At 59.5% G+C, this 21,073-nt stretch carries 17 protein-coding genes; 3 read left to right on the top strand and 14 right to left on the bottom strand.

Features of this window, described 5'->3' with window-relative positions:
- Positions 1-5 precede the first annotated feature (5 nt).
- The 6 genes from ABJH13_RS13330 to argH all read right to left on the bottom strand — a co-directional run bounded on the left by ABJH13_RS13330 (position 6) and on the right by argH (position 7,002).
- On the bottom strand, positions 6-2,540 hold the full coding sequence (locus ABJH13_RS13330; protein ID WP_348406704.1) for a TIGR02302 family protein: 2,535 nt from the start codon (positions 2,538-2,540) through the stop codon (positions 6-8).
- Positions 2,541-2,578: 38 nt separating this feature from the next.
- The gene (lysA, locus tag ABJH13_RS13325) at positions 2,579-3,844 is read right to left on the bottom strand and encodes a diaminopimelate decarboxylase (protein ID WP_348406703.1); all 1,266 of its coding nucleotides are present in this window, start codon (positions 3,842-3,844) and stop codon (positions 2,579-2,581) included.
- Positions 3,845-3,979: 135 nt separating this feature from the next.
- Positions 3,980-4,690 (bottom strand): VPLPA-CTERM sorting domain-containing protein, encoded by a 711-nt coding sequence (locus ABJH13_RS13320; protein ID WP_348406702.1) that lies wholly within the window; start codon positions 4,688-4,690, stop codon positions 3,980-3,982.
- A 258-nt stretch (positions 4,691-4,948) separates the two neighbouring features.
- Positions 4,949-5,269 carry a DUF2834 domain-containing protein gene (locus tag ABJH13_RS13315; RefSeq protein ID WP_348406701.1) on the bottom strand — a complete coding sequence of 107 codons (321 nt, stop codon included), beginning with the start codon at positions 5,267-5,269 and terminating at the stop codon, positions 4,949-4,951.
- Between the two features lie 150 nt (positions 5,270-5,419).
- Entirely contained in the window at positions 5,420-5,593 is a 174-nt protein-coding gene (locus tag ABJH13_RS13310; protein ID WP_348406700.1) for a hypothetical protein, read from the bottom strand.
- Positions 5,590-7,002 (bottom strand): argininosuccinate lyase, encoded by a 1,413-nt coding sequence (gene argH, locus ABJH13_RS13305; RefSeq protein ID WP_348406699.1) that lies wholly within the window; start codon positions 7,000-7,002, stop codon positions 5,590-5,592. The genes ABJH13_RS13310 and argH overlap by 4 nt, the downstream gene beginning before the upstream one ends.
- 24 nt (positions 7,003-7,026) lie before the next feature.
- Here argH and ABJH13_RS13300 point away from each other — a divergent pair, with 24 nt between their 5' ends.
- Complete coding sequence (locus ABJH13_RS13300) at positions 7,027-7,602, top strand: TlpA disulfide reductase family protein (RefSeq protein WP_348406698.1); 576 nt, start codon at positions 7,027-7,029, stop codon at positions 7,600-7,602.
- 30 nt (positions 7,603-7,632) lie between these two features.
- Here the strand turns inward: ABJH13_RS13300 and ABJH13_RS13295 are convergent, their stop codons facing one another.
- Entirely contained in the window at positions 7,633-8,124 is a 492-nt protein-coding gene (locus tag ABJH13_RS13295) for a hypothetical protein (RefSeq protein WP_348406697.1), read from the bottom strand.
- A 333-nt stretch (positions 8,125-8,457) separates the two neighbouring features.
- On the opposite strand from ABJH13_RS13295, the gene ABJH13_RS13290 reads away from it, so the two are divergent.
- Together ABJH13_RS13290 and ABJH13_RS13285 are read left to right on the top strand one after the other, a co-directional pair.
- Positions 8,458-8,862 (top strand): rhodanese-like domain-containing protein, encoded by a 405-nt coding sequence (locus ABJH13_RS13290; protein WP_348406696.1) that lies wholly within the window; start codon positions 8,458-8,460, stop codon positions 8,860-8,862.
- A gap of 72 nt (positions 8,863-8,934) precedes the next feature.
- Positions 8,935-9,819, top strand: a complete 885-nt coding sequence (locus tag ABJH13_RS13285) for an MBL fold metallo-hydrolase (RefSeq protein ID WP_348406695.1) — start codon at positions 8,935-8,937, stop codon at positions 9,817-9,819.
- Positions 9,820-9,828: 9 nt separating this feature from the next.
- Here the strand turns inward: ABJH13_RS13285 and cysG are convergent, their stop codons facing one another.
- The 7 genes from cysG to ABJH13_RS13250 form a co-directional block, all read right to left on the bottom strand.
- On the bottom strand, positions 9,829-11,235 hold the full coding sequence (cysG, locus tag ABJH13_RS13280; protein ID WP_348406694.1) for a siroheme synthase CysG: 1,407 nt from the start codon (positions 11,233-11,235) through the stop codon (positions 9,829-9,831).
- A gap of 46 nt (positions 11,236-11,281) precedes the next feature.
- Positions 11,282-13,912 (bottom strand): molybdopterin-dependent oxidoreductase, encoded by a 2,631-nt coding sequence (locus ABJH13_RS13275; protein ID WP_348406693.1) that lies wholly within the window; start codon positions 13,910-13,912, stop codon positions 11,282-11,284.
- Positions 13,912-14,241, bottom strand: a complete 330-nt coding sequence (gene nirD / locus ABJH13_RS13270; protein WP_348406692.1) for a nitrite reductase small subunit NirD — start codon at positions 14,239-14,241, stop codon at positions 13,912-13,914. The genes ABJH13_RS13275 and nirD overlap by 1 nt, the downstream gene beginning before the upstream one ends.
- Complete coding sequence (nirB, locus tag ABJH13_RS13265; RefSeq protein ID WP_348406691.1) at positions 14,238-16,673, bottom strand: nitrite reductase large subunit NirB; 2,436 nt, start codon at positions 16,671-16,673, stop codon at positions 14,238-14,240. Before nirB ends, nirD begins: the two co-directional genes overlap by 4 nt.
- A 4-nt stretch (positions 16,674-16,677) precedes the next feature.
- Entirely contained in the window at positions 16,678-18,354 is a 1,677-nt protein-coding gene (locus ABJH13_RS13260; protein WP_348406690.1) for an ABC transporter ATP-binding protein, read from the bottom strand.
- A 5-nt stretch (positions 18,355-18,359) separates the two neighbouring features.
- Positions 18,360-19,442 (bottom strand): ABC transporter permease, encoded by a 1,083-nt coding sequence (locus ABJH13_RS13255; RefSeq protein WP_348406689.1) that lies wholly within the window; start codon positions 19,440-19,442, stop codon positions 18,360-18,362.
- 112 nt (positions 19,443-19,554) lie between these two features.
- Positions 19,555-20,922 (bottom strand): CmpA/NrtA family ABC transporter substrate-binding protein, encoded by a 1,368-nt coding sequence (locus ABJH13_RS13250; RefSeq protein ID WP_348406688.1) that lies wholly within the window; start codon positions 20,920-20,922, stop codon positions 19,555-19,557.
- Positions 20,923-21,073 lie beyond the last annotated feature (151 nt).

Genomic DNA, 21,073 nt, shown 5'->3' with positions numbered 1-21,073 from the left:
CTGCGTTAAAACCGGTCTAGCAAACGTTTCAGGTAGTTGCGTTCTTGTTCAGGCCGAACGGTTTCGCCAGACCTGCGGCGGATCTCATCCAGCAACTCGCGGGCGCGCCCATAGGCGTCATCGTTCAGGGCCAATGGCCCGGTGTCCCCGTCTTGCCCAGAGTCGCCCTGCTCACGCCCCAGCGGATCACGATTGGTCGCGCGCCCCTCCGAGGGTTGCGCCCCCTGCCCCGGCTGTTGGTTTTGCTGCTGTTCAGCCATCATTTCGCCCAAGGCACGCATGCCTTCACGCAATGCCTCCATCGCCTGAGATTGCTCATCGATGGCCCCGGCCAAATCATCATTGCGCAAGGCATCTTCGGCCCCATCCATCGCCCGCCCAGCCCGGTCAAGCGCATCCCGCGCCGCGTCGCCCTCCGGCGTTCCGGCACCGGGCAGGTTGCCCTGTTGGCGGCCTAATTCATCGCGCAAGGCCTGCTGGCGATCTGCGATCGATCCTTCGCCACCCGGTTGCGGCGTGTCACCGTTTTGGCCGCTTTGCCCTTGACCGGGGTCTTGCCCATTCTGCCCCTCGCCGGGCTGCCCATTGGGGTTGAACTGGTCCTGCAAATCACGAAATGCCTGATCCGACAGCCCCTGTTGGTCGCGCAGAGTCTCTGACAACCCTTCCATGGCCTGTTGGCCCGGACTTTGGCTGCCCTGCCCCTGCTGGCCCTGCGCCATCTGCATGTTTTCCATCAACTCTTGCAGTTCTTGCAGCGCCTGTTGCGCTTCGGCCATGCGCCCCTGTTCCATCAGCTCTTGGATCCGGTCCATCATGCGCTGCAGATCGTCTTGCGACAGGATCATCGAATTTTCGTTTTGCGCACCAAAATTGTCATCGTTTTCCTGACGTTGACGTTCGGCCTGACGGGCCATTTGTTGCATGTAGTCCTCGGTCGCGCGGCGCAACTCGCGCATCAATTCAGCGATTTCCTCGTCAGAGGCCCCGTTTTCCATCGCCTCGTTTAGCCGGTCTTGCGCGCGGCGTAACCGTTCGGCGGCATCGGCCAAATCACCTTCTTCGAGGATCAGCGCAAGCTCCCACATCTCTTGCGCCAAATCTTCCTGCATCTCGTCGCTGAGCCCGTATTTGGCAAAGGTCTCGAGCTGCTGGATCAGCTTGCGAAGGCGCAATGCGTCGGTCTCTTTGCGAAAGATCTCTTGGGGCAAATAGGAAATGGCCCGCAAAATTTCGCCGATGCGGCCCCCGTTTGCCCGCGCCCACAGCAGATCGCGCCGTTGTTCGATCACCGCAGCCGCCACCGGGTCAAAAAACCGACGACCCGGCAAAACCATCGCACGTGGCGCGGTCTGAGCCTCTTGCTCTGCCGCATCCAACGCCGATAACCGCACCAACACCGGTAGATTGGCCCAAGGGTGCTCTGAGAAATCCTCGATCAAGTTCTCTTCGAATGCTTGCCGGTTGCCCGCAATCGGTGTCGGCAAGGGCACGATCAAATCGGGGCGCGTCTCGGGGTCTATCATCAACCCATGGCGCCGAGGCACGGCAGCCAGGTCCAGCACAAACCGCGCCTCACCCGCTTCGACACCGTAGTCATCTTGCGCCTCAAACGGCAGCGTCATCTCGCCAAATGCGCTGGCGGTGGGGTCGTCCAAAACGGCGATCTGGGGGGGCGTGTCTGCGATGACCATCACCTGCCAACTGCGCCCACCCGCACCGCCGATGCTGATCGTGCCGTCATGAATGACACTGAAATCCTGCGCGGGGTCAGACGCAGGCGGCACATCTGTGCGCCCCGATACGGTTTCGGACAGGGTCAGCGCGCCGATTTCACCATAAAGCCGCACCGTGATCAGGCTGCCCACCGGCACGTTCAGCGGTCCTTCGGGGATGTCATTCAAGTAAATGGTCGGCCGCCCGGTGTAGCGCGGGCTTTCAGCCCAACCTTCCCAAACGGGGCCCGTGGCAAGCGCCGCCCCGCCCGGTGCCATGTCGCCCACCGACCCAACCCGCCAGATCGACCCAAAAAGCAGCGCGATCCCGAAGACCAGCACCGCAAGGTAGCGCAAGGCGTAAGGGTCCCGCGATGACACCCGTAGATCGGCAGGGACTGCCGAGGCATCCGCTGCACGGTCGGCCATTCGGGCCTGATGCGCCCGCCAAACGGCCATTGATGCGGCATCTGTTGCGCCGATGGTTTGCGTATCCAACAACGCCTGCAACGGCCGCCCCGCGAGGCTGGCATCCAACCGCGCGATGGCCTGCGCCCGCGTGGGCAACCGAAACCGCATAAGCGCATAGCCAAACGTGCCCAACATCCCAAGCCCGAAGGCCACCGTCATGGCCCACACCGCTTCGATCGCGACGTGATCCTGCAGCCCCAACATAAGCGCCGCAAGCGCGAAGAGGCACACAGACATCAACGGCCATAGGCTTTGCACCAGTGCTTCGGCGCACATACCCAGCCATGTCAACCGCAGGGGCCAGCGCACAATGTTCAGTTTGCGCTGCGCATCGGTCCGGGAAAATGACGTCATCATCTGTCTCCGTTTGTGCAAAATCCCGCGACGCGGGATCAGAGCCATTCGGGGATGGTATCGCGATTTATCATTTCGTCAAAGGTCGGACGTCGGCGAATAACCGCAAATTGATCCCCATGCACCAAAACCTCCGGAATCAGGGGGCGCGAATTGTATTCGCTGCTCATCACCGCGCCGTAGGCCCCAGCCGACCTGAACGCGACAAGATCGCCCGCCCCGACGGGTGGCATCTGCCGCCCCTTGGCAAAGGTATCACCGCTTTCGCAGATGGGGCCGACGATATCATATGTCGCCTGTTCCGTGCCCGGCGCGGGTTCGACCACCGGGATAATATCATGATGGGCGTCGTACATCGCAGGGCGAATCAGGTCATTCATCGCCCCGTCGATGATCAGAAATTCGCGGTCTTCACCCGATTTCACATAGATCACTTCGGACACCATGACCCCCGCATTGCCGGCGATCAAACGGCCCGGCTCGATCTCGATCTCGCAGCCCAGATGCCCCAAGGTACGTTTGACCAAGGCGCCGTAATCCACAGGCAACGGGGGGGCTTGATTATCGCGCACATAAGGGATGCCAAGGCCGCCGCCCAGATCCAGCCGCCGGATCGTGTGACCGTCCGCGCGCAGTGTGTCTGTCAGTTCAGCGACCTTTTGGTACGCCAGTTCGAACGGGGTAAGGTCCGTCAGTTGGCTGCCGATATGCACATCGATGCCGATGACCTCCAACCCGGGCAAGGCCGCCGCATGTGCGTAAACCTCGCGCGCGCGCGAAATCGGAATGCCAAATTTATTCTCAGATTTCCCGGTGGCGATTTTAGCGTGGGTTTTCGCATCCACGTCCGGGTTCACGCGAATGGTGATCGGCGCGCGGGTGCCCATGGCCAAGGCCGTGGCGTTCAGGACCTCCATCTCGGGTTCTGATTCGACGTTGAACTGCCGGATCCCGCCTTCTAGCGCCAACCGGATTTCGGCAACGGTTTTGCCCACCCCAGAGAACACGATTTTATCGCCAGAAACGCCTGCGGCTTTGGCGCGCATATATTCGCCGCCCGACACCACATCCATACCCGCGCCGGCCCGTGCCAATGTGGTCAGGATCGCCTGATTGCTGGCGGCCTTCATTGCGTAGCACACCAGATGGTCCATCCCGTCCAACGCGTCGTCGAACAGTTTGAAATGACGCAGCAACGTGGCCGTCGAATAGACATAAAACGGCGTGCCAACGGCGGCAGCGATATCTGCAATGGGGACATCTTCGGCGTACAAAGCGCCGTTGCGGTAAAGAAAATGGTCCATATCCAACCTTTTACTGAAAGCCTTGTGCGTCTTATCAGACCGGTTGGGTAAGGCAATCACCCGTCGTAAAAAGACGGGCACAAACGAAAAAGGGCGGCAAAAGCCGCCCTTCCCGATAAAATTGCAAAGCTAGGGTTAGCTTGCGGCCTTGCGGCGGCGTGCGATCAAGCCCAAGCCGCCCAAACCAGCCAGCAGCAGTGGCAGCGCCGCAGGCACCGGCACAGCAGCAATATCCGCAAATGTCAGATCATCAATGGCACCAGACGCGCTGCCAAAATCGAACGTCAGCCCGATAACGTCGGACACTTCGCCAAAGCTGAAAGTTTCAAAGCCACGGTCTGCCGCAACATCGAACGTGCCAACGTCAAACAACCCACCACCCAGCAAGGACGCTGTCACGGTGATTGTTGCGTCATCCACAATGGTAAAGCCGGTGAAGCCGACAGGGCCGGATGTGAAATCAAACGACAGGCTACCGCCGGTGCCGCTGTCGTCCAGTGTATCCCCTGATCTCGGGTTTTGGACGATCAAAACATTGCCAGGCCGGAAAGACGTATCAACCAAGCCGGTTGTGTCGTCGATGAAATCGATTTCGAGGTCCGGGTCGGCGGTCCCTGTTGCTTCTGTATCAAAGGCGCGCGCTGCGCCAACAGCAAACACCGGGTCACGGCGTGGATCGCGGTCAATCGCAGAAACCGACGCCGTCACGAGGCCGTCGCTCGAGGTGACGTCTGTCACGAAATCGCCGCTTGCGAAATCTTCAAAATCAAATGTGCTGGCGGATGCAACCAATGGCGCGGCCATCAATGCGACCGCAGCTACGGTCGTTTTAACAAAATTAGTCACAAGATTATCTCCCGTTCTTGTGTTATCAAGCCGCATTTGGATACAGGTTATGTGCCTTGCACTTGTCCTTATAGGACGTTTCGCCCGCATCTATCCCCAACCGCGACAATTCAATCAGTGTGCGAACTGACAGAGTCTTGCTCACCACACCGCTGTGTTGCCACATTTTGTATCAGAAAAATAGGGCCGGTATCGGCGCGACCCGCAATAAAATGTTAACCCGGGCCAAAACCAGAATATTTTTTTATTTGGTGCGGCTCAAATTTGAACAACCCTCAATCTAAGGTAGAGATACAAGGGCAATCCACAGCTTACGCCGATGCAAAACGTCGCGGGAATCGCGAGTAATCCCAACCATCGACGTGCCTGAATGCTCTCGGCGATCACCCAGATCGTCAGCGCAATCGCTGCGATTGTCAGATCCCAGACCAGCCCGCTGGAGGCTGCATTGGCATGCCAAGCGTCAACCATTACCATCAGGTCATACCCGTTCTGGCGGAACCACTTTACAAAATACCACATCGGGTGGATAGCGCCCCAAACGGCCAACACAAGCCATACCGCCCTAAGAGACACCATGTCGTTAGCCTTTCTCTAGGCCAATGATCGCATGCCCCGAGATCGCGATCCCAGTTGATCCTGCGGCATCTTCATGTGCTGGCTTGGACAAATCCGGCCCCGTGCACGCGCAAAGGCCCAGCCCCAAAACAACCCAGACGCCTAACCTGATCACAGGCCTAACCAGACCGACAATGGCCCTTTTCCAAAGCCAACAGACGCACTTGGAGAGATCCCATTTGGGGTGATCGTCACGCCCCCGTTGAACTGCGGCGCGACGGGTTCTCCATCGGCGCCACATGCAGCGAGCAAACCGCACAGTGCCATCGCAATGATGTTCTTCATGACAGCAAGTCCTTCCACCGAATGATTTGCGCACGCACCTGCGCAGGCGCCGTCCCACCGTATGAAATACGGCTGTTGACCGAATTTTCCACCCCAAGCACGTCGAAGACGTCTGCGGTGATGCCCGAATGATGCGCTGTCATGTCCTCTAGGGCAAGGTCTGGCAGGTCACAGCCCTTTTGTTCAGCCAAGGCCACAAGGCTGCCGGTGATGTGATGCGCGTCCCGGAACGGCAGGCCCAGCACCCGCACCAACCAATCCGCCAGATCGGTCGCCGTGGAAAACCCCGACCCCGCCGCCGCCGCGAGGCTATCGCGGTTTGCGGTCATATCGGCCACCATGCCGGTCATGGCGGCCAAGGCCAGCATCAGGTTGTCAGCCGCATCAAAGACTTGTTCTTTGTCTTCCTGCATGTCCTTGGAATAGGTCAGCGGCAGGCCTTTCATCACCATCATCAAGGCGGTATTGGCCCCAAAAATGCGCCCCACCTTGGCGCGGATCAATTCTGCCGCGTCCGGGTTTTTCTTTTGCGGCATGATCGATGAGCCGGTGGAAAACCGGTCAGACAGGCTGACAAATCTGAACTGCGCAGACGACCAGATCACCAGTTCTTCGGCAAAACGGCTTAGGTGCATGGCGCAAATGCTGGCCATGCCTAGAAATTCCAAGGCAAAATCACGGTCGCTGACCGCATCGAGCGAATTGGCCGCGGGCGCGTCAAACCCCAAGGCCTGCGCCGTCATGTCCCGGTCAATCGGGAACGACGTGCCTGCAAGGGCGGCAGCGCCCAAGGGCGACGTGTTCATCCGCGCCCGCGCATCGCGCACCCGGCTCAGGTCGCGGCCAAACATTTCGACATAGGCCATCATGTGGTGGCCCCAAGTGACCGGCTGAGCGGTTTGCAGATGGGTGAACCCCGGCATGACCCAATCGGCCCCGGCGTTGGCCTGATCCAGTAGCGCACGGATCAAGGCAATCAGCCCGCTTTCGGTGGCATCCAGTTGGTCGCGCACCCATAGTTTGAAATCGGTGGCGACTTGGTCATTGCGGCTGCGTCCGGTGTGCAAACGCCCCGCAGGTTCGCCGATGATCTCTTTGAGGCGCGCCTCCACGTTCATGTGGATGTCTTCGAGGGCTGCGGAAAATTCGAACGTACCGCCTTCGATTTCTGACAACACCGTGAGCAGGCCTTCACGTATCGCGTCGACATCGCTAGATTGCAAAATGCCGGTTGCCCCTAGCATCGCGGCGTGCGCACGCGACCCTGCAATATCCTGCGCGGCCATCCGTTTGTCGAACCCAATGGACGCGTTGATCGCCTCCATTATGGCATCGGGACCGGCAGCAAAGCGGCCTCCCCACATTTGGTTGGAGGCGGTGGTTTTTGAGGAAGCGGACGTGTCTGTCATCGGTTTGGACCCTTCGGAGGGGATATGAAAAGAACAATTGTTGCGCTCGTGTATACGGCCCTTGGCGCGGGCGCAATCATGGCCCCCGTCGCCGCACAGGCCGATCTGGCCGCCGCCGCGCTGCTGCGTGAGGGCGATATGAAAAAGCTGGTGATCCATGAGGTCCCCGAGGCCACATCAAACGCCGCCTATCAACTGGCCGATGGGGCGGGGGATCAATCCCTTGACGCTTATCGCGGCAAATATGTGTTGTTGAATTTTTGGGCCACGTGGTGCGCGCCTTGCCGCAAAGAAATGCCGCAACTGTCAGCGTTGCAGTCCGAATTTGGCGGCGACGCGTTTGAGGTCGTCACCATTGCGACAGGGCGCAATTCGCCCACCGGCATCCAGAAATTCTTTACCGAGATCGGCGTCGACAATCTGCCGCGTCATCAGGATCCAAAACAAGCATTGGCCAGTCAAATGGGCATATTCGGCCTGCCCATCACGGTGTTGATTGACCCCGAAGGCCGCGAAATCGCCCGTTTGCGCGGCGATGCGGACTGGTCAAGCGACAGCGCCAAAGCGGTGATCGCCGCAGCGATTGGGGCAGACGATTGACGGCCTAACGCAAGATCGGCAGGCGGTTGACTAAACCGTCTGCGCAGTCGGCGTATCCCACGGGACCATCGCAACACGGCGTGTTTTCAGGCACACGACATCGCCGTCTTTGGAGGACGCAACCGTTGGCAAGGCGTATTCGACCACCCACAAATCGGTGTTGCGCGGCGGGGTTTCTCCGTCGAACATCACCATTGGCTGTTGGTCGGTGGTGCCAAAAACCACCCCGATACGGTAGCTCTTTGCGCCGTTGCTGACGATAAAATAGCCGCCCGACGGGTCAATATCTGGGGCGGATGCGCCACAGCTTGGGCAGGGGCTCGGTGACATCGCGCAGGTTTTTTCTTGCCCCATACGCCCTAATATGGCGGCGATATCCGAAGGGTCACCGATTTGTGTTGCATCGCCACGCCAAGACCAAGCTGTACCGACTTCAAGAGTATCGATTGCCGTTGCATCCAGCCCGTCTAGCTCCGTTTGAGACCACGGAATGATGCAAATGCGCTGCAAACCTGATGACATCCTATGAACCCACTACAAATATTCGGCTGTATTCGGGTAACAAAATTGCATTGAAGTGTGAATATTTAAATACGGATGCTTCACATAGTGTTGTAAATCCAACCCCCAGATTTGAGGAGATTGACATTTTATGCGCTCGTTAACACCTACGAATCATGCACCCGCCATAGCCGTACCGCCCGCCTGAAAGGGCACTGCACCCGACACGTATCGCGGCCACATGATGCAGCCGCCTTTCATCTGAGCGGTTGTGCCTGCCTCAAACGGGTTGAACCTGACAGATGTTGCTCCCACTATGGATGTAAGCGCATCCAAAATCGGGACCTTAATGTTATGACACAGCTGAAAACATCCGCCGCCCAGATGGTGCAATCTGCGCGCGCGCGGATCGAAGAAGTAGAAACACCAGATCTGATCAAACTGGTGGATGACCCAAATGTGGTTATCGTTGATATCCGCGATATTCGCGAACGCCAACGCACAGGGGCGATCCCCGGATCGGTGCACGCGCCGCGCGGCATGATCGAATTTTGGGTGGATCCAGACAGCCCCTACTTCAAAGAGGTCTTTGGCCAGCAGGATAAAAAATACGTGTTCCACTGTGCATCGGGCTGGCGTTCGGCGCTGACAGTCGCCACCTTGCAAGACATGGGGTTTGACGCCGCACACCTGCGCGAAGGGTTTTCGACGTGGGTTGAACAGGGCGGCCCCGTCGACCCGGCCCAAAAACCGGACTGACCGCCCGGCGCGCAACCGCAGACAAACCGGCCTGCATGTGGTATGCAACGGTGCAAAACGAGAGAGGCCCAGATGAGTTTGCCCCACGTTCACATGGACAAGCACCCGCAGGTGCAATCGTTTTTTGACCCGCAGTCAAACACCATCAGTTATGTGGTCAAAGACCCCGACAGCACCGCTTGCGCGGTGATCGATGCGGTGATGAATTTCGACTATGCGGCGGGGCGACTGAGCTATGATTGCGCCGATGAGATCATCGCCTATGTCCGCGCCCAAGGGCTGCAACTGGAATGGATCATCGAAACCCACGTGCACGCCGATCACCTCTCGGGCGCGCCGTATATCCAGCAGACATTGGGCGGCAAAATCGGCATTGGCGAACATATCCAGACGGTTCAGGACACCTTTGGCAAGATCTTCAACGAGGGCACTGAATTTCAACGCGATGGGTCGCAGTTCGACGCGCTGTTCAAGGATGGTGATCGCTATACAGTAGGCACGTTGGACTGTGTGGCGTTGCACACACCGGGGCATACACCCGCGTGCATGGTGCATATTCTGGGCGATGCCACCTTTGCGGGCGATACGTTATTTATGCCAGATGGTGGCTCAGCGCGGGCTGACTTTCCGGGGGGCGATGCGGGCGCGCTCTACGATTCTATTCAGCGCATTCTGGCACTACCCGACGACATGCGCCTGTTTGTGTGCCACGACTATGGCCCCGGGGGGCGGTCCATCGCGTGGGAAACAACAATTGGCGCGCAAAAGACCGCGAACATTCATGTGGGCGATGGTGCCAGCCGCGACAGTTTCGTGAAAATGCGCACCGAACGCGACGCGCAACTGGCTGTGCCCAAGCTGATTATCCCCTCGCTTCAGGTAAACATCCGTGCGGGCGAGGTGCCGCGTGATAGCGACGGGAACATGGCGCTAAAGGTACCGCTGAACAAACTGTAACGCAGCGCGTTAACCCGTCACTGTCGCCAACACGGCCGGTGGGTGCGGCACAGTTTGGGCGGCGTCCAAAGGCCACGTCAGCAAAATAACAGCGCATCCCGTGATGTTGTGCTGAGAGACAATCACGTCTAGCTCGGACACGGGCCCCGCAAACTGGCGTTCGGTCGGTTTGGACGCATCCACGATCAACCGAAACTGCGCATCGGCAGGCAGACCCTGCCCCAAAAGTGCGGTTTTTATCTGCGCCGATTGACGCGTCGCCATATAAAACACCGTGCTGGTGCCGGGCCCACTCAGCCGGACTGCACCGGGAATAACGTTGCCATCTGCCCCCGTCGCGGTGGCCATCACCAAGGCGTTTGTCACGCCACGTTCCGTCAGGCTGATCCCCGCGGATGCAGCCGCCGCACAGGCCGCCGTCACACCGGGCACAATGTCTACGGTCACCCCTGCCGCGCGGGCCGCAGCGAGCTCTTCGCCCGCGCGGCCAAAAATACCCGGATCGCCAGATTTCAGGCGCACCACGCGGCGCCCTTTGCGGGCCTCTGTGACGATCAATTCGTTGATACGGTCCTGCGGCCAAGCGCTGGCGCCAACGACTTTGCCCACGTACACGCGTTCCGCATCCCGGCGGGCCAGTTCTAGGACATCTGGGTCCACCAGCCGGTCATAAAAGATCACATCCGCCTCTTGCAGGTGCGCCACCGCGCGCAGGGTCAACAGGTCGCGCGCGCCGGGCCCCGCGCCCACCAACGCGATGGAGCCCCCTTGCGTTTCATCCGGTGCGCCGCCCTTTGCAATGGCCCGTTTGATGGTATCAATGGCCGCGCGTTCGGCCCCACGCACCCAGTCACGGCGCGGTTGCCCATCAAAGACCCACCGCCAAAACGCACGGCGCCCCGATTGCGGCACCCGGCCCGCCGCCGCCATACGCAACCGTCCGGCAGCTGCCGCCAGCCCCCCCAACGTGGGCGGCAGTGTTTCTTCGACCTTGGTTTTGATCTGGCGGGCCAATACCGGGGCCGTGCCTTCGGTGCCGATGGCCACCACAACGGGGTCACGGTCCACAATCGACGGGGTAGTCAGATCGCACAGGTGCGGTTGGTCCACCACATTCACGGCGCATCCCGCAACGCCCGCCAAGGCATGCAGGCTGGCGTCCAACCCCGGACAACCGGTGGCAATGAACCCCATTGCGGCGCCCTCAAAGAACCCTGGTGTGATCGGGCCTTGGTGCCATGTCACGCGGCCGTCCTGCACAACGCTTTGCAGTTCAGGGTCCAGTGAAGGGGCCGCGATTTCGATCCGTGCGTCTGATTTCAGGATCAAACGCATCTTTTGTGCGGCCTGCTCCCCCCCACCCAAAATGACAACACGACGGCCCGTCGTGCGGATAAACATCGGAAAGCTCTTCATGGCATGCGTCTCCTTGCGCCGAATAGGACGGGCTGGGTGGTTTGCATCATTCTGCGGCTTGCGCCAGGCGGCGGCTGGTCAATAACGCGGCAATTTCAGGGCGACAAGATCCGCAATTGGTCCCTGCACCCAATGCCGCGCCGATCTGCTCGACCGTCAATAACCCTTGCGTTTCGACCGCCGTAAGGATGGTGTTGATGCCTACGTCCATGCAGGCACATAAGATCGGCCCCGGGTTTGGTTGATCCGCGGGTGGGACCCCCGTCAACACATCCGTGACCGGCTGATCCACCTGACCGGCCAGATAATCGCGCATCACAGCCACCGGTTTGCGGGACACAAAGAGCGCCGCAATCAGCACACCATCGGCCATAAACGCCAACCGCGCGGCCCCGGTGCCTTTGTCTTGCACGATCTGCACATCCGCGTGGGGCAAATTAAACATCTCGCGGGCCTGCGCGTCCCAGTCTTGCACCGGTGTCGCGCCCGCCAATTCTGCCCGCCAGCCTGCGCGCGTTTTGGCCCGGGCCCAATAGTCGCACTGCGGCGCAAGGGCATGACCCGAGACTGCAAACCCGTACCATGCGGCCTCAAACGGGGCGGCAGCCACCACCGCAGCCTTGCTTTCGGGCTGCCCAGAGACCGGGTCAACGTGGCTGGCCACAACGGTATCAATACGCGCTGCGGGTGCTGTTTCGCCGGTCCAATGAATGGGGGCAAACAGGTCGCCGGGGCGTTGCGCATCCGTGATGCGAGCGCGCAAAATCACCTGCCCCTCGGGGCTGGTCAGACGCACCAGTGACGCAGGTTTCACCCCCAAACGCGCAGCATCATCGGGGTGCATATCCACAAAGGGCTCGGCCAAATGCGCCGACAGCCGCGGCGACAAGGCCGTGCGTGTCATCGTGTGCCACTGATCACGGATGCGCCCGGTATTGAGCCGGAACGGATAGCGCGGTTCGGTTTTGCTGGCCGGTGGGCACCACTGCAGCGGCAACATCTTGGCGCGACGATTGGCGTGGTAAAACCCACCCTGCGCAAAGAACCGCCCCCCCGTTTTGGCACCGCTGACCGGCCAACGGGTGGGGTCCAGCGCGTCATAGGCGGTGTCGTCCAGCGTTTGCAGCCCCGATATATCGAAATCCAGCCCAAAGGACCCGGCAATGCCAGACAGGGCGGCGTGTTCACGGAAAATCTCGGCGGGGCCTGCGTAATCAAACGCATCGACCCACCCCATGCGCCGCCCGACATCGGCCAAAATGGCCCAATCGTCCCGCGGGCCGTCCGGCGCGGGCACCGCCGCGCGTTGGCGGCTGATCGTGCGGTCGGAATTCGTGACCGTGCCGCTCTTTTCGGACCACCCAGTGGCAGGCAACAGCACATCCACCAGCCGCGCGGTATCGGTCTGGGCGGTGATGTCGCTGACCACGGTGAAATCGCACGCAGCAATCGCGCGCGAGACGCGGTCTGCATCGGGCATCGACACGGCGGGGTTGGTGTGAATGATCCACAACGCCTTGATCTGACCCGTCTCGACCGCCCTGAACATATCGACGGCTTTGAGGCCGGGCGCATCCGGCAAGGGCGCGCTATCCCAAAATTCGCGCACGGCGGCGCGGTGATCGACATCTTCTAGGTCGAGGTGGCTGGCCAGCATGTTCGCCAAACCGCCCACTTCGCGCCCGCCCATCGCGTTGGGCTGCCCGGTGACCGACAGCGGCCCCATGCCGGGGCGGCCGATCCGACCGGTGGCAAGGTGGCAATTCAGGATCGCGTTGACCTTATCGGCCCCCGCGATTGATTGGTTCACCCCTTGGCTAAAGACAGTCACGACCTTTTCAGACCCGATCCATTCGGCACAAAACCGGGCGATATCCGCAGGGTCCAGATCTGTGACCGAAACGTCATCGGAATAGGCCGCGCGCAGGGCATCATCGAACCCATCGACATGTTTGAGATAGGTCTCATCAAGCGCGTCATTCTCGTAAATCTGGACCAGAAGGTGGTTAAACAACGCCACGTCGCTGCCTGACGCCAACCCCAGATGCAGATCTGCCTGATCACAACTGGAGGTGCGGCGCGGGTCGATCACAATAATCCGCGTGCCGCGCGCGGCCCGTGCCGCCAACAGCCGTTGGTATAGCACCGGGTGGCACCACGCCAGGTTCGACCCCACCAGCACGACCAGATCTGCCTCGTCCAGATCTTCGTAGGTGCCGGGCACTGTGTCTGTCCCGAACGCGCGTTTGTGCCCCGCCACGGTCGACGCCATGCACAACCGCGAATTGGTGTCGATATTGGCCGAGCCCATGAAACCTTTGATCAGTTTGTTGGCGACATAATAGTCTTCGGTCAGCAACTGACCCGACACGTAAAACGCCACACTATCGGCGCCATGTTGTGCGAGCGTGTCCGAAAACCGGGTCGCGACCTGATCTAATGCGGTGTCCCAACTGACGGTTTGACCCGCAATTTGCGGCGCCGTAAGGCGCGTGCCCATGCCGACCGTTTCGCCCAACGCCGTACCCTTGGAGCATAGTTTACCCCGGTTTGCCGGGTGTTCCGGGTCACCGCGCACGGCAAGCCCGCCCTGCCCGTCCGGGCGCAACAACACGCCGCACCCCACCCCACAGTAAGGGCAGGTTGACCGAACTTCGGGCAGGCAGGCGCCGTCCATCAGGCCGCGCTCCGCTTGCCGACGGCGGCCCCGTCCAACAGGATGCGCCCTGCCTCAAGCCGAACCGGATAGGTGTCTAGCCGCGCGTCCTCGCCCTGTGCTTCGCCGGTGTTCAAATCAAACACCCAATTATGCAACGGGCAGGTCACGCGGGTACCATGCACGATGCCCTCGCTGAGGGGGCCTGCCTTGTGTGGGCAGGTGTTGGATGCGGCAAAAACCTGCGCCTCGGCGGTGCGAAACAACCCGACACAGCCGACGGGTGTTTTGACAACCCGCGCACCGCGTAGGGGGATGTCATCGATATGACCAACGTCGATCCAGCTCATTCCGCAGCCTCCAGTGTCAGGTTGGCAAGGGGGGCAAATGACGCGGGTTCAGCGGCATGTTCGGCCCAAGGATCCTTGCGATATATGGTTTGCGACAGCTCAAACCGTTCTGCCAATGCGCGGCGGTTCTCGAGGTCATCCACCACCTGTTCTTTGACCCAATCCATGCCGACCTTGGCCAACCATTTGTACAGACGGTCGAGGTATTTCGCGCCCTCACGGTAGGCTTGGGTCACGGCCATAATGACCTCTATCGCGTCTTCTTCGGTGGGCACCTGCACCAACAGTTCGGTTTCCTTCAGGTCCATGCCAGCCGCACCGCCGATGCTGATCTGAAAGCCGCTATCGACACAGATTACACCGATGTCCTTGCAGGTGGCTTCGGCACAGTTGCGCGGGCACCCCGATACGGCCAGTTTCAGTTTATGCGGCGTCCAAGACCCCCACAACAAACGCTCCAGCTTGATCCCCAAACCGGTGCTGTCTTGCGTGCCAAAGCGACAATGATCCGTGCCCACACAGGTTTTGACAGTGCGAAGCCCTTTGGAATAGGCGTGCCCCGATACCAGACCAGCCTTGTTCAAATCGGCCCAAATATGGGGCAAATCTTCGCCCTTTACGCCCAACAGGTCGATCCGTTGACCACCCGTGACCTTGACGGTCGGCACATCGTATTTGTCGGCGGCGTCCGCAATAGCGCGCAATTCGTCGGCGTTGGTGATCCCGCCCCACATGCGCGGCACCACCGAAAATGTGCCATCTTTCTGGATGTTGGCGTGTTTGCGCTCGTTGACAAACCGGCTTTGGGGGTCGTCGCGGTATTCCAGCGGCCAATCCGCCAGCAGATAGAAGTTCACCGCAGGGCGGCACACATGGCAGCCGTTGGGCGTGTTCCACCCCAATTCTTGCCAAACCGCGGGCTGCGATTTCAGACCCTGCGATTTGATCAAGCGACGCACGTCTTCGTGGGTCATATCCGTGCACCCGCAAACAGGTTGCGTGGTGGGCATTTTGAACGCATCGCCCAAGGTGACCTGCAACAATTGTTCCACCAACCCGGTGCAGGTGCCGCACGATGCGCTGGCCTTGGTTGTCGCGCGGATCGCGCCCAGATCGGTAGCGCCGCCCGCGATGGCATCGGTGATTGTGCTTTTGCAAATGCCGTTACAGCCACAGATTTCCGCGTCAGGCGGCAATGCTGCAACGGCTGACAGCGGGTCCACGGGGGATCCCCCCTGATAGGCCGGGCCAAAGATCAGCGTTTCGCGCATATCGGCAATGTCGGTGCCGTCTTTGATTAACCCAAAGAACCAGTTGCTGTCTGCCGTGTCGCCATACATCACCGCACCAATCAAACGGTCGTTTTCAATGACCAAACGTTTGTAAATGCCGCGTCCGGGGTCGCGGAACACGATGTCTTCGCGGCCCTCGCCTTCGGCGAAATCACCGGCGCTAAAGAGATCACAGCCCGTGACCTTAAGCTTGGTCGAGATGCTCTTTTGCACAAAGGCCGCATCTTGGCCCAACAACGTTTGGGCAGCCACCTTGGCCTGATCATAAAGCGGCGCCACAAGGCCAAAAACCGCCCCGTCATGTTCCACGCATTCACCCACGGCCAATACGTCGTTCACCGATGTCAGCATCTGGTCATCCACATGGATACCACGGCCCACAGCAACATCCGCCGCCTGCGCCAACGCCACATTGGGGCGAATGCCCACCGCCATCACCAACAGATCACAGGGCAGTTCTGTGCCGTCGTCCAGCATCAGCGCACGCACCTTGCCATCCTCGCCTGCGATCTCTTTGGAATTGGCGCCACATAGAATGGTGATGCCCTTTTCTTCGAGCGATTTGCGCAACAGGTACCCGGCCGCTTCGTCCAGTTGCCGTTCCATCAGGTGGCCCATGATGTGCACAACGGTCACATCAGCACCACGTGCCGCCATGCCCGCCGCGGCCTCAAGACCCAACAAACCACCACCAATCACAACCACGCGGCTGCTCGCGCCCATCGCCATCATGGTTTGCGTGTCTTCTAGATCGCGATACGCGATCACGCCGTCCAGATCATGCCCAGGCAACGGGATCATAAAGGGCGTCGAGCCGGTGCCAAACAGCAACTTGTCATAGGGCAACACATCGCCCGATTGCGACGTGACCGTTTTGGCCTGCGTGTCGATGGCTGCAATGCTTTCGCCAAACCGGCAGGTCACGCCCGCCTCGGCGTACCAATCATCGTCGTGGGTGACGATGTCCTCATATGTTTTTTCGCCAGACAACACGGGCGACAACATGATGCGGTTGTAGTTGCCGCGCGGTTCCGCGTTGAACAGCGTGATATCATAGGCGTCACGATCGGTGTCTGTCAGGTGCTCTAGCACCCGCCCGGATGCCATGCCGGCCCCTATGACGATCAGTTTCTGTGTCATGTGCTTACTCCGCCGCTATGGGTTTGGGGGCGGGTTTCTTATCCGCCTTGGAGGTGTTGCCGTGCTCATATTCCTCAAGGAAATCGAGCACGTCTTGCCGGTAGGTGTAGTAATCTGGGTGTTCCAGCAGCGCCTTGCGGGTGCGTGGCCGGGGCAGATCAACCTTGGTGATTTTGCCAATCGTCGCTTGCGGCCCGTTGGTCATCATAACCACGCGGTCTGCCAGCAAGATCGCCTCGTCGACGTCATGGGTGACGCAAATCGCGGTAACTTTGGTGCGCGACCACACCTCCATCAGGACCTCTTGAAGCTCCCACCGGGTGAGGCTGTCGAGCATGCCAAAAGGTTCGTCCAACAACAGGAGCTTGGGGCTCAGAGCAAAGGCGCGCGCAATGCCCACACGTTGTTTCATCCCGTTGGACAGATCTGCGGCAGATTTATCCATCGCATCACCCAACCCGACACGTTCTAGGTAGTATTCCACCACATCCTGCCGTTCGGCGCGGCTGGCCTTGGGGTAGACCTTGTCCACCCCAATCGCCACGTTTTCCTTGGCGCTGAGCCAAGGGAACAGGTTAGGCGACTGAAACACCACGGCGCGTTCTGGGTCGGCGCCTTCGACGTGACGACCATCAAGTTTGATCGCCCCCTTTGAGATGTCATTGAGGCCGGCAGCCATGGTCAAAACCGTAGATTTCCCGCACCCCGAATGCCCGATCAGGGAAATGAACTCCCCCCGGTCGATTTTAAGGTCAAAATCCTCGACCACCGTCAGCGGACCTTTGGGCGTTGGGTAGATCTTGTGCAATTGGCTGAAATCAAGGAACCGGTTGTCGATCATCCCCGATTGCGCCTTGGCCACGGCAGCAGGCACCCCGTGGATCGGGGTGACATCAGGCAACACGCGGGTGCCTTCGACCTTGGCCTCGATCCCCACGTCCATCAGATACCCCGTGACCTCGGCGCGCAGAGCCTTGAACGTAGCATCGGAATTCATCGCGGTGCGGTCGCGCGGGCGCGGAATGCTGACGTTGAATTCAGCGCCCAGCGTGCCTTCGGGCGTCAGGGCGATGATGCGGTCGGCCAACACAATGGCCTCATCGACATCATTGGTGATCAACACGCATGTCTTGCGGTCCGCTTGCCAGATGTGTTCGATCTCGTCGGCCAGATTGGCACGGGTCAGCGCATCCAGCGCCGACAGGGGTTCGTCCAGCAACAACACTTCGGGGTTCATCGCCAAGGCGCGGGCCACATTGACCCGTTGGCGCATGCCACCCGACAATTCGGCAGGGCGGCGGTGGGCGGCGTGACCCAACCCGACCATATCAACGTAACGTGCGACTTTTTCTGCCTTTTCGGCGCCTGATGCCTTGGGGAACACCGTATCAACGGCCAGCCGCACATTGCCACTGACGGTCAACCACGGCATCAACGAATAGTTCTGAAAGATCACGCCACGTTCCGGTCCGGGGCTGGTAATCGGCTTGTCGCGAAAGGTCACCGCGCCGGTTGTTGGTGTGTCCAGACCCGCCATCATGTTGATCAGCGTGGTTTTTCCGGTGCCGGAAAACCCAAGGATCACAAGGAATTCGCCTTCTTTCACGGTCAGGTCGATGTCTTTCAACACCACCGTTTCGCCGTATGACTTCGAGACCTTATTGAATGTCAAAATACCCATGCCGCTCACCGATTGTTCGTGAAGGTAAAGAGCGATTGCAGCGTGAACATCACCCGGTCGAGCAAGAACCCAATGACCCCGATGGTGAAAACAGCAACCATGATCCGCGCCAAGCTAGAGGACGACCCGTTTTGGAATTCATCCCAGACGAATTTGCCAAGGCCGGGGTTTTGCGCCAGCATTTCAGCAGCGATCAACACCATCCAGCCCACACCCAGCGACAGACGCAACCCGGTGAAAATTAGCGGCAAGGCAGAGGGCAAGACCAGTTTGATGATCTTGGTATAGGTGTTCATTTTCAACACCTTGGATACGTTCACCAGATCTTTGTCGATGCTGGCAACCCCCAATGCGGTGTTGATCAACGTGGGCCACAACGAACACAGTGTCACGGTGATGGCCGAGATCAGGAACGACTTAGAAAAGAGCCCGTCGTTGGTGGCATAAACCGCAGACACCACCATAGTTACAATCGGCAACCACGCCAGCGGCGACACCGGTTTGAAGATCTGGATCAGCGGGTTTAGCGCCGCATTGGCCGTCGGCGAAAGGCCCGCGGCGATCCCCAAGGGGACGGCAAACGCGGTGGCAATCAGGAACCCAAAGAACACGGTTTTGATCGAAGTCCAGATCTGCGTGTAATAGCTGGGAGCGCCGGTGTAAGCGATGCTCTTAACCTGATCCGCGCGCCCGTCGGCAATCAGTTTTTGATTGCGCTTTTCGACCATTGCATTGAATTTTGCTTCTTTAACGCCTTTGGCTTTCGCGTCTTCGTGCAGGTTGACCATTTCGGCCCACACCGCCGCAGGCCCGGGCACCGCCCCCAACGAGGTCTGCACCTTGGGCGCCAAGGTGCCCCACATCAACAAAAATGCAAAGATAGCCAACAGTGGTACCGCCGCCAGCCGCCACAGGTCTTTCATCTGGGCGCGCGGGTTATCCCCCGCGACAGCCTTGAGGATCGGGGTGACCCAGGCAAGGCCCAGCACCTGAAACCAGTTGTCGGCTTTGTTTATGCGGGTAAAGAGACGCGCGCGGCGCGCTTCCTTGGCCTCTTGGGTGGCGAAATCCGGGTCAACGGTGGTCATCTGGGACGCTCCTGAAGGGGGTCAACGGGCTATAGTCATTTGGCGGGTAAGACGGGCGGAGGTTTCAAGGGGGGTCTCCGGGAGACCAAGACGCCCCCCGGAAAGCCGTAATTCATCCTTGAATTTCGGTTCCCACAACCGTCTGACCGTCTTTCAGGCCAATCGGCAACGTATCGAGGTAGGCATTGGGTGCACGGCCATCGTAGGGGATACCATCGATGATATCAGCAGCAGGCGTCGGTGCTTTGTAGCCGTCGCTGTCCCAAGGGAAGTCAGCCTCGTTGGCGAGACCTTCGTCCACCAACAAACGCGCCGCTGCGAGGTAAATCGCAGGCTTGTACACATCTTTGGCCACATCATGATACCACTGGTCGTCTTTTGCCGCATCAATCTGACCCCAACGGCGCATCTGCGTCAGGTACCAGATCGCATCCGAATAAAAAGGATACGTCGCGTGGTGGCGGAAAAAGACGTTAAAGTCCGGAATGTCGCGTTTGTCACCCTTTTCGAACTCAAAGAACCCGGTCATGGAATTCGCGATCACATCCGCATCCGCACCAACATATTCAGGCTGGCTTAGCATTTCGACCGCAGCGGCCCGGTTGGCGTTGTCGTTTTCATCCAACCAGATCGCGGCGCGAATAAGCGCCTTGGTCAGCGCCAATGTCGTGTTGGGGTAACTTTCCGCAAACTCTGCCGTGATGCCAAACACCTTTTCAGGGTTGTTTTTCCACAGCTGGTAGTCTGTGATCACCGGCACGCCGATGTCCTTAAACACCGCTTGCTGGTTCCACGGCTCGCCCACCGCATAGCCATGAATGGTGCCGGCCTCTAGCGTCGCGGGCATTTGTGGGGGGGGCGTCACGCTCAGGAAAACATCGGCGGCGATTTGGCCGGTCACGTTTTCAGGGCTGTAATATCCGGGGTGCAGCCCACCTGCGGCCAACCAATACCGCAGTTCATAGTTGTGGGTCGACACGGGGAAAACCTGCCCCATGTTAAAGGCCCGACCGTCGTTGCGAAACTTTTCAACCACAGGCGCCAGTGCTTCGGCAGAAATCGGGTGCTGCGGGCGTCCGTCGTCCATTTTGGGGACGTTCGGCTTCATCAATTCCCACACTTCGTTCGACACGGTGATGCCGTTGCCATTTAGATCCATGGAAAAGGGCGTGACAATATGGGCCTCGGTGCCAAAGCCGATTGTGGCCGCCAACGGTTGGCCCGCCAGCATATGCGCGCCGTCAAGCTGCCCGCCAATCACACCGTCCAACAGGACCTTCCAGTTGGCCTGCGCTTCGAGCGTGACAAACAGACCCTCGTCCAGAAAGTACCCGTTTTCATACGCCACAGCGAGCGGCGCCATATCTGTCAGTTTGATAAATCCGAACGTCAGTTCGTCTTTTTCCAGTTCTAAGGACTGCGCGACTGCGGGTCCCGTGATCGTGGCTGCGGTGGCCAGACCTAGAATAATGCGTTTCATTTCAAAGCCTTTCGCTTTCGCGCCCGGCATCCGGGCAAACAAAAAAAGCCGCCGACCTGAACCGCCGGGGAGGAGAATGGCGGGTCTGGTCGAGCGGCTTTGCTCAGTAAATCCCTAGCGTAGGGAATATGTCGTCAGTGGGCATCGTTGC

This window comes from Roseobacter sp. (assembly GCF_039970775.1).
In the GTDB taxonomy this organism is placed as follows: domain Bacteria; phylum Pseudomonadota; class Alphaproteobacteria; order Rhodobacterales; family Rhodobacteraceae; genus Roseobacter.
This window is presented reverse-complemented; position numbering and strand designations above follow the sequence as displayed.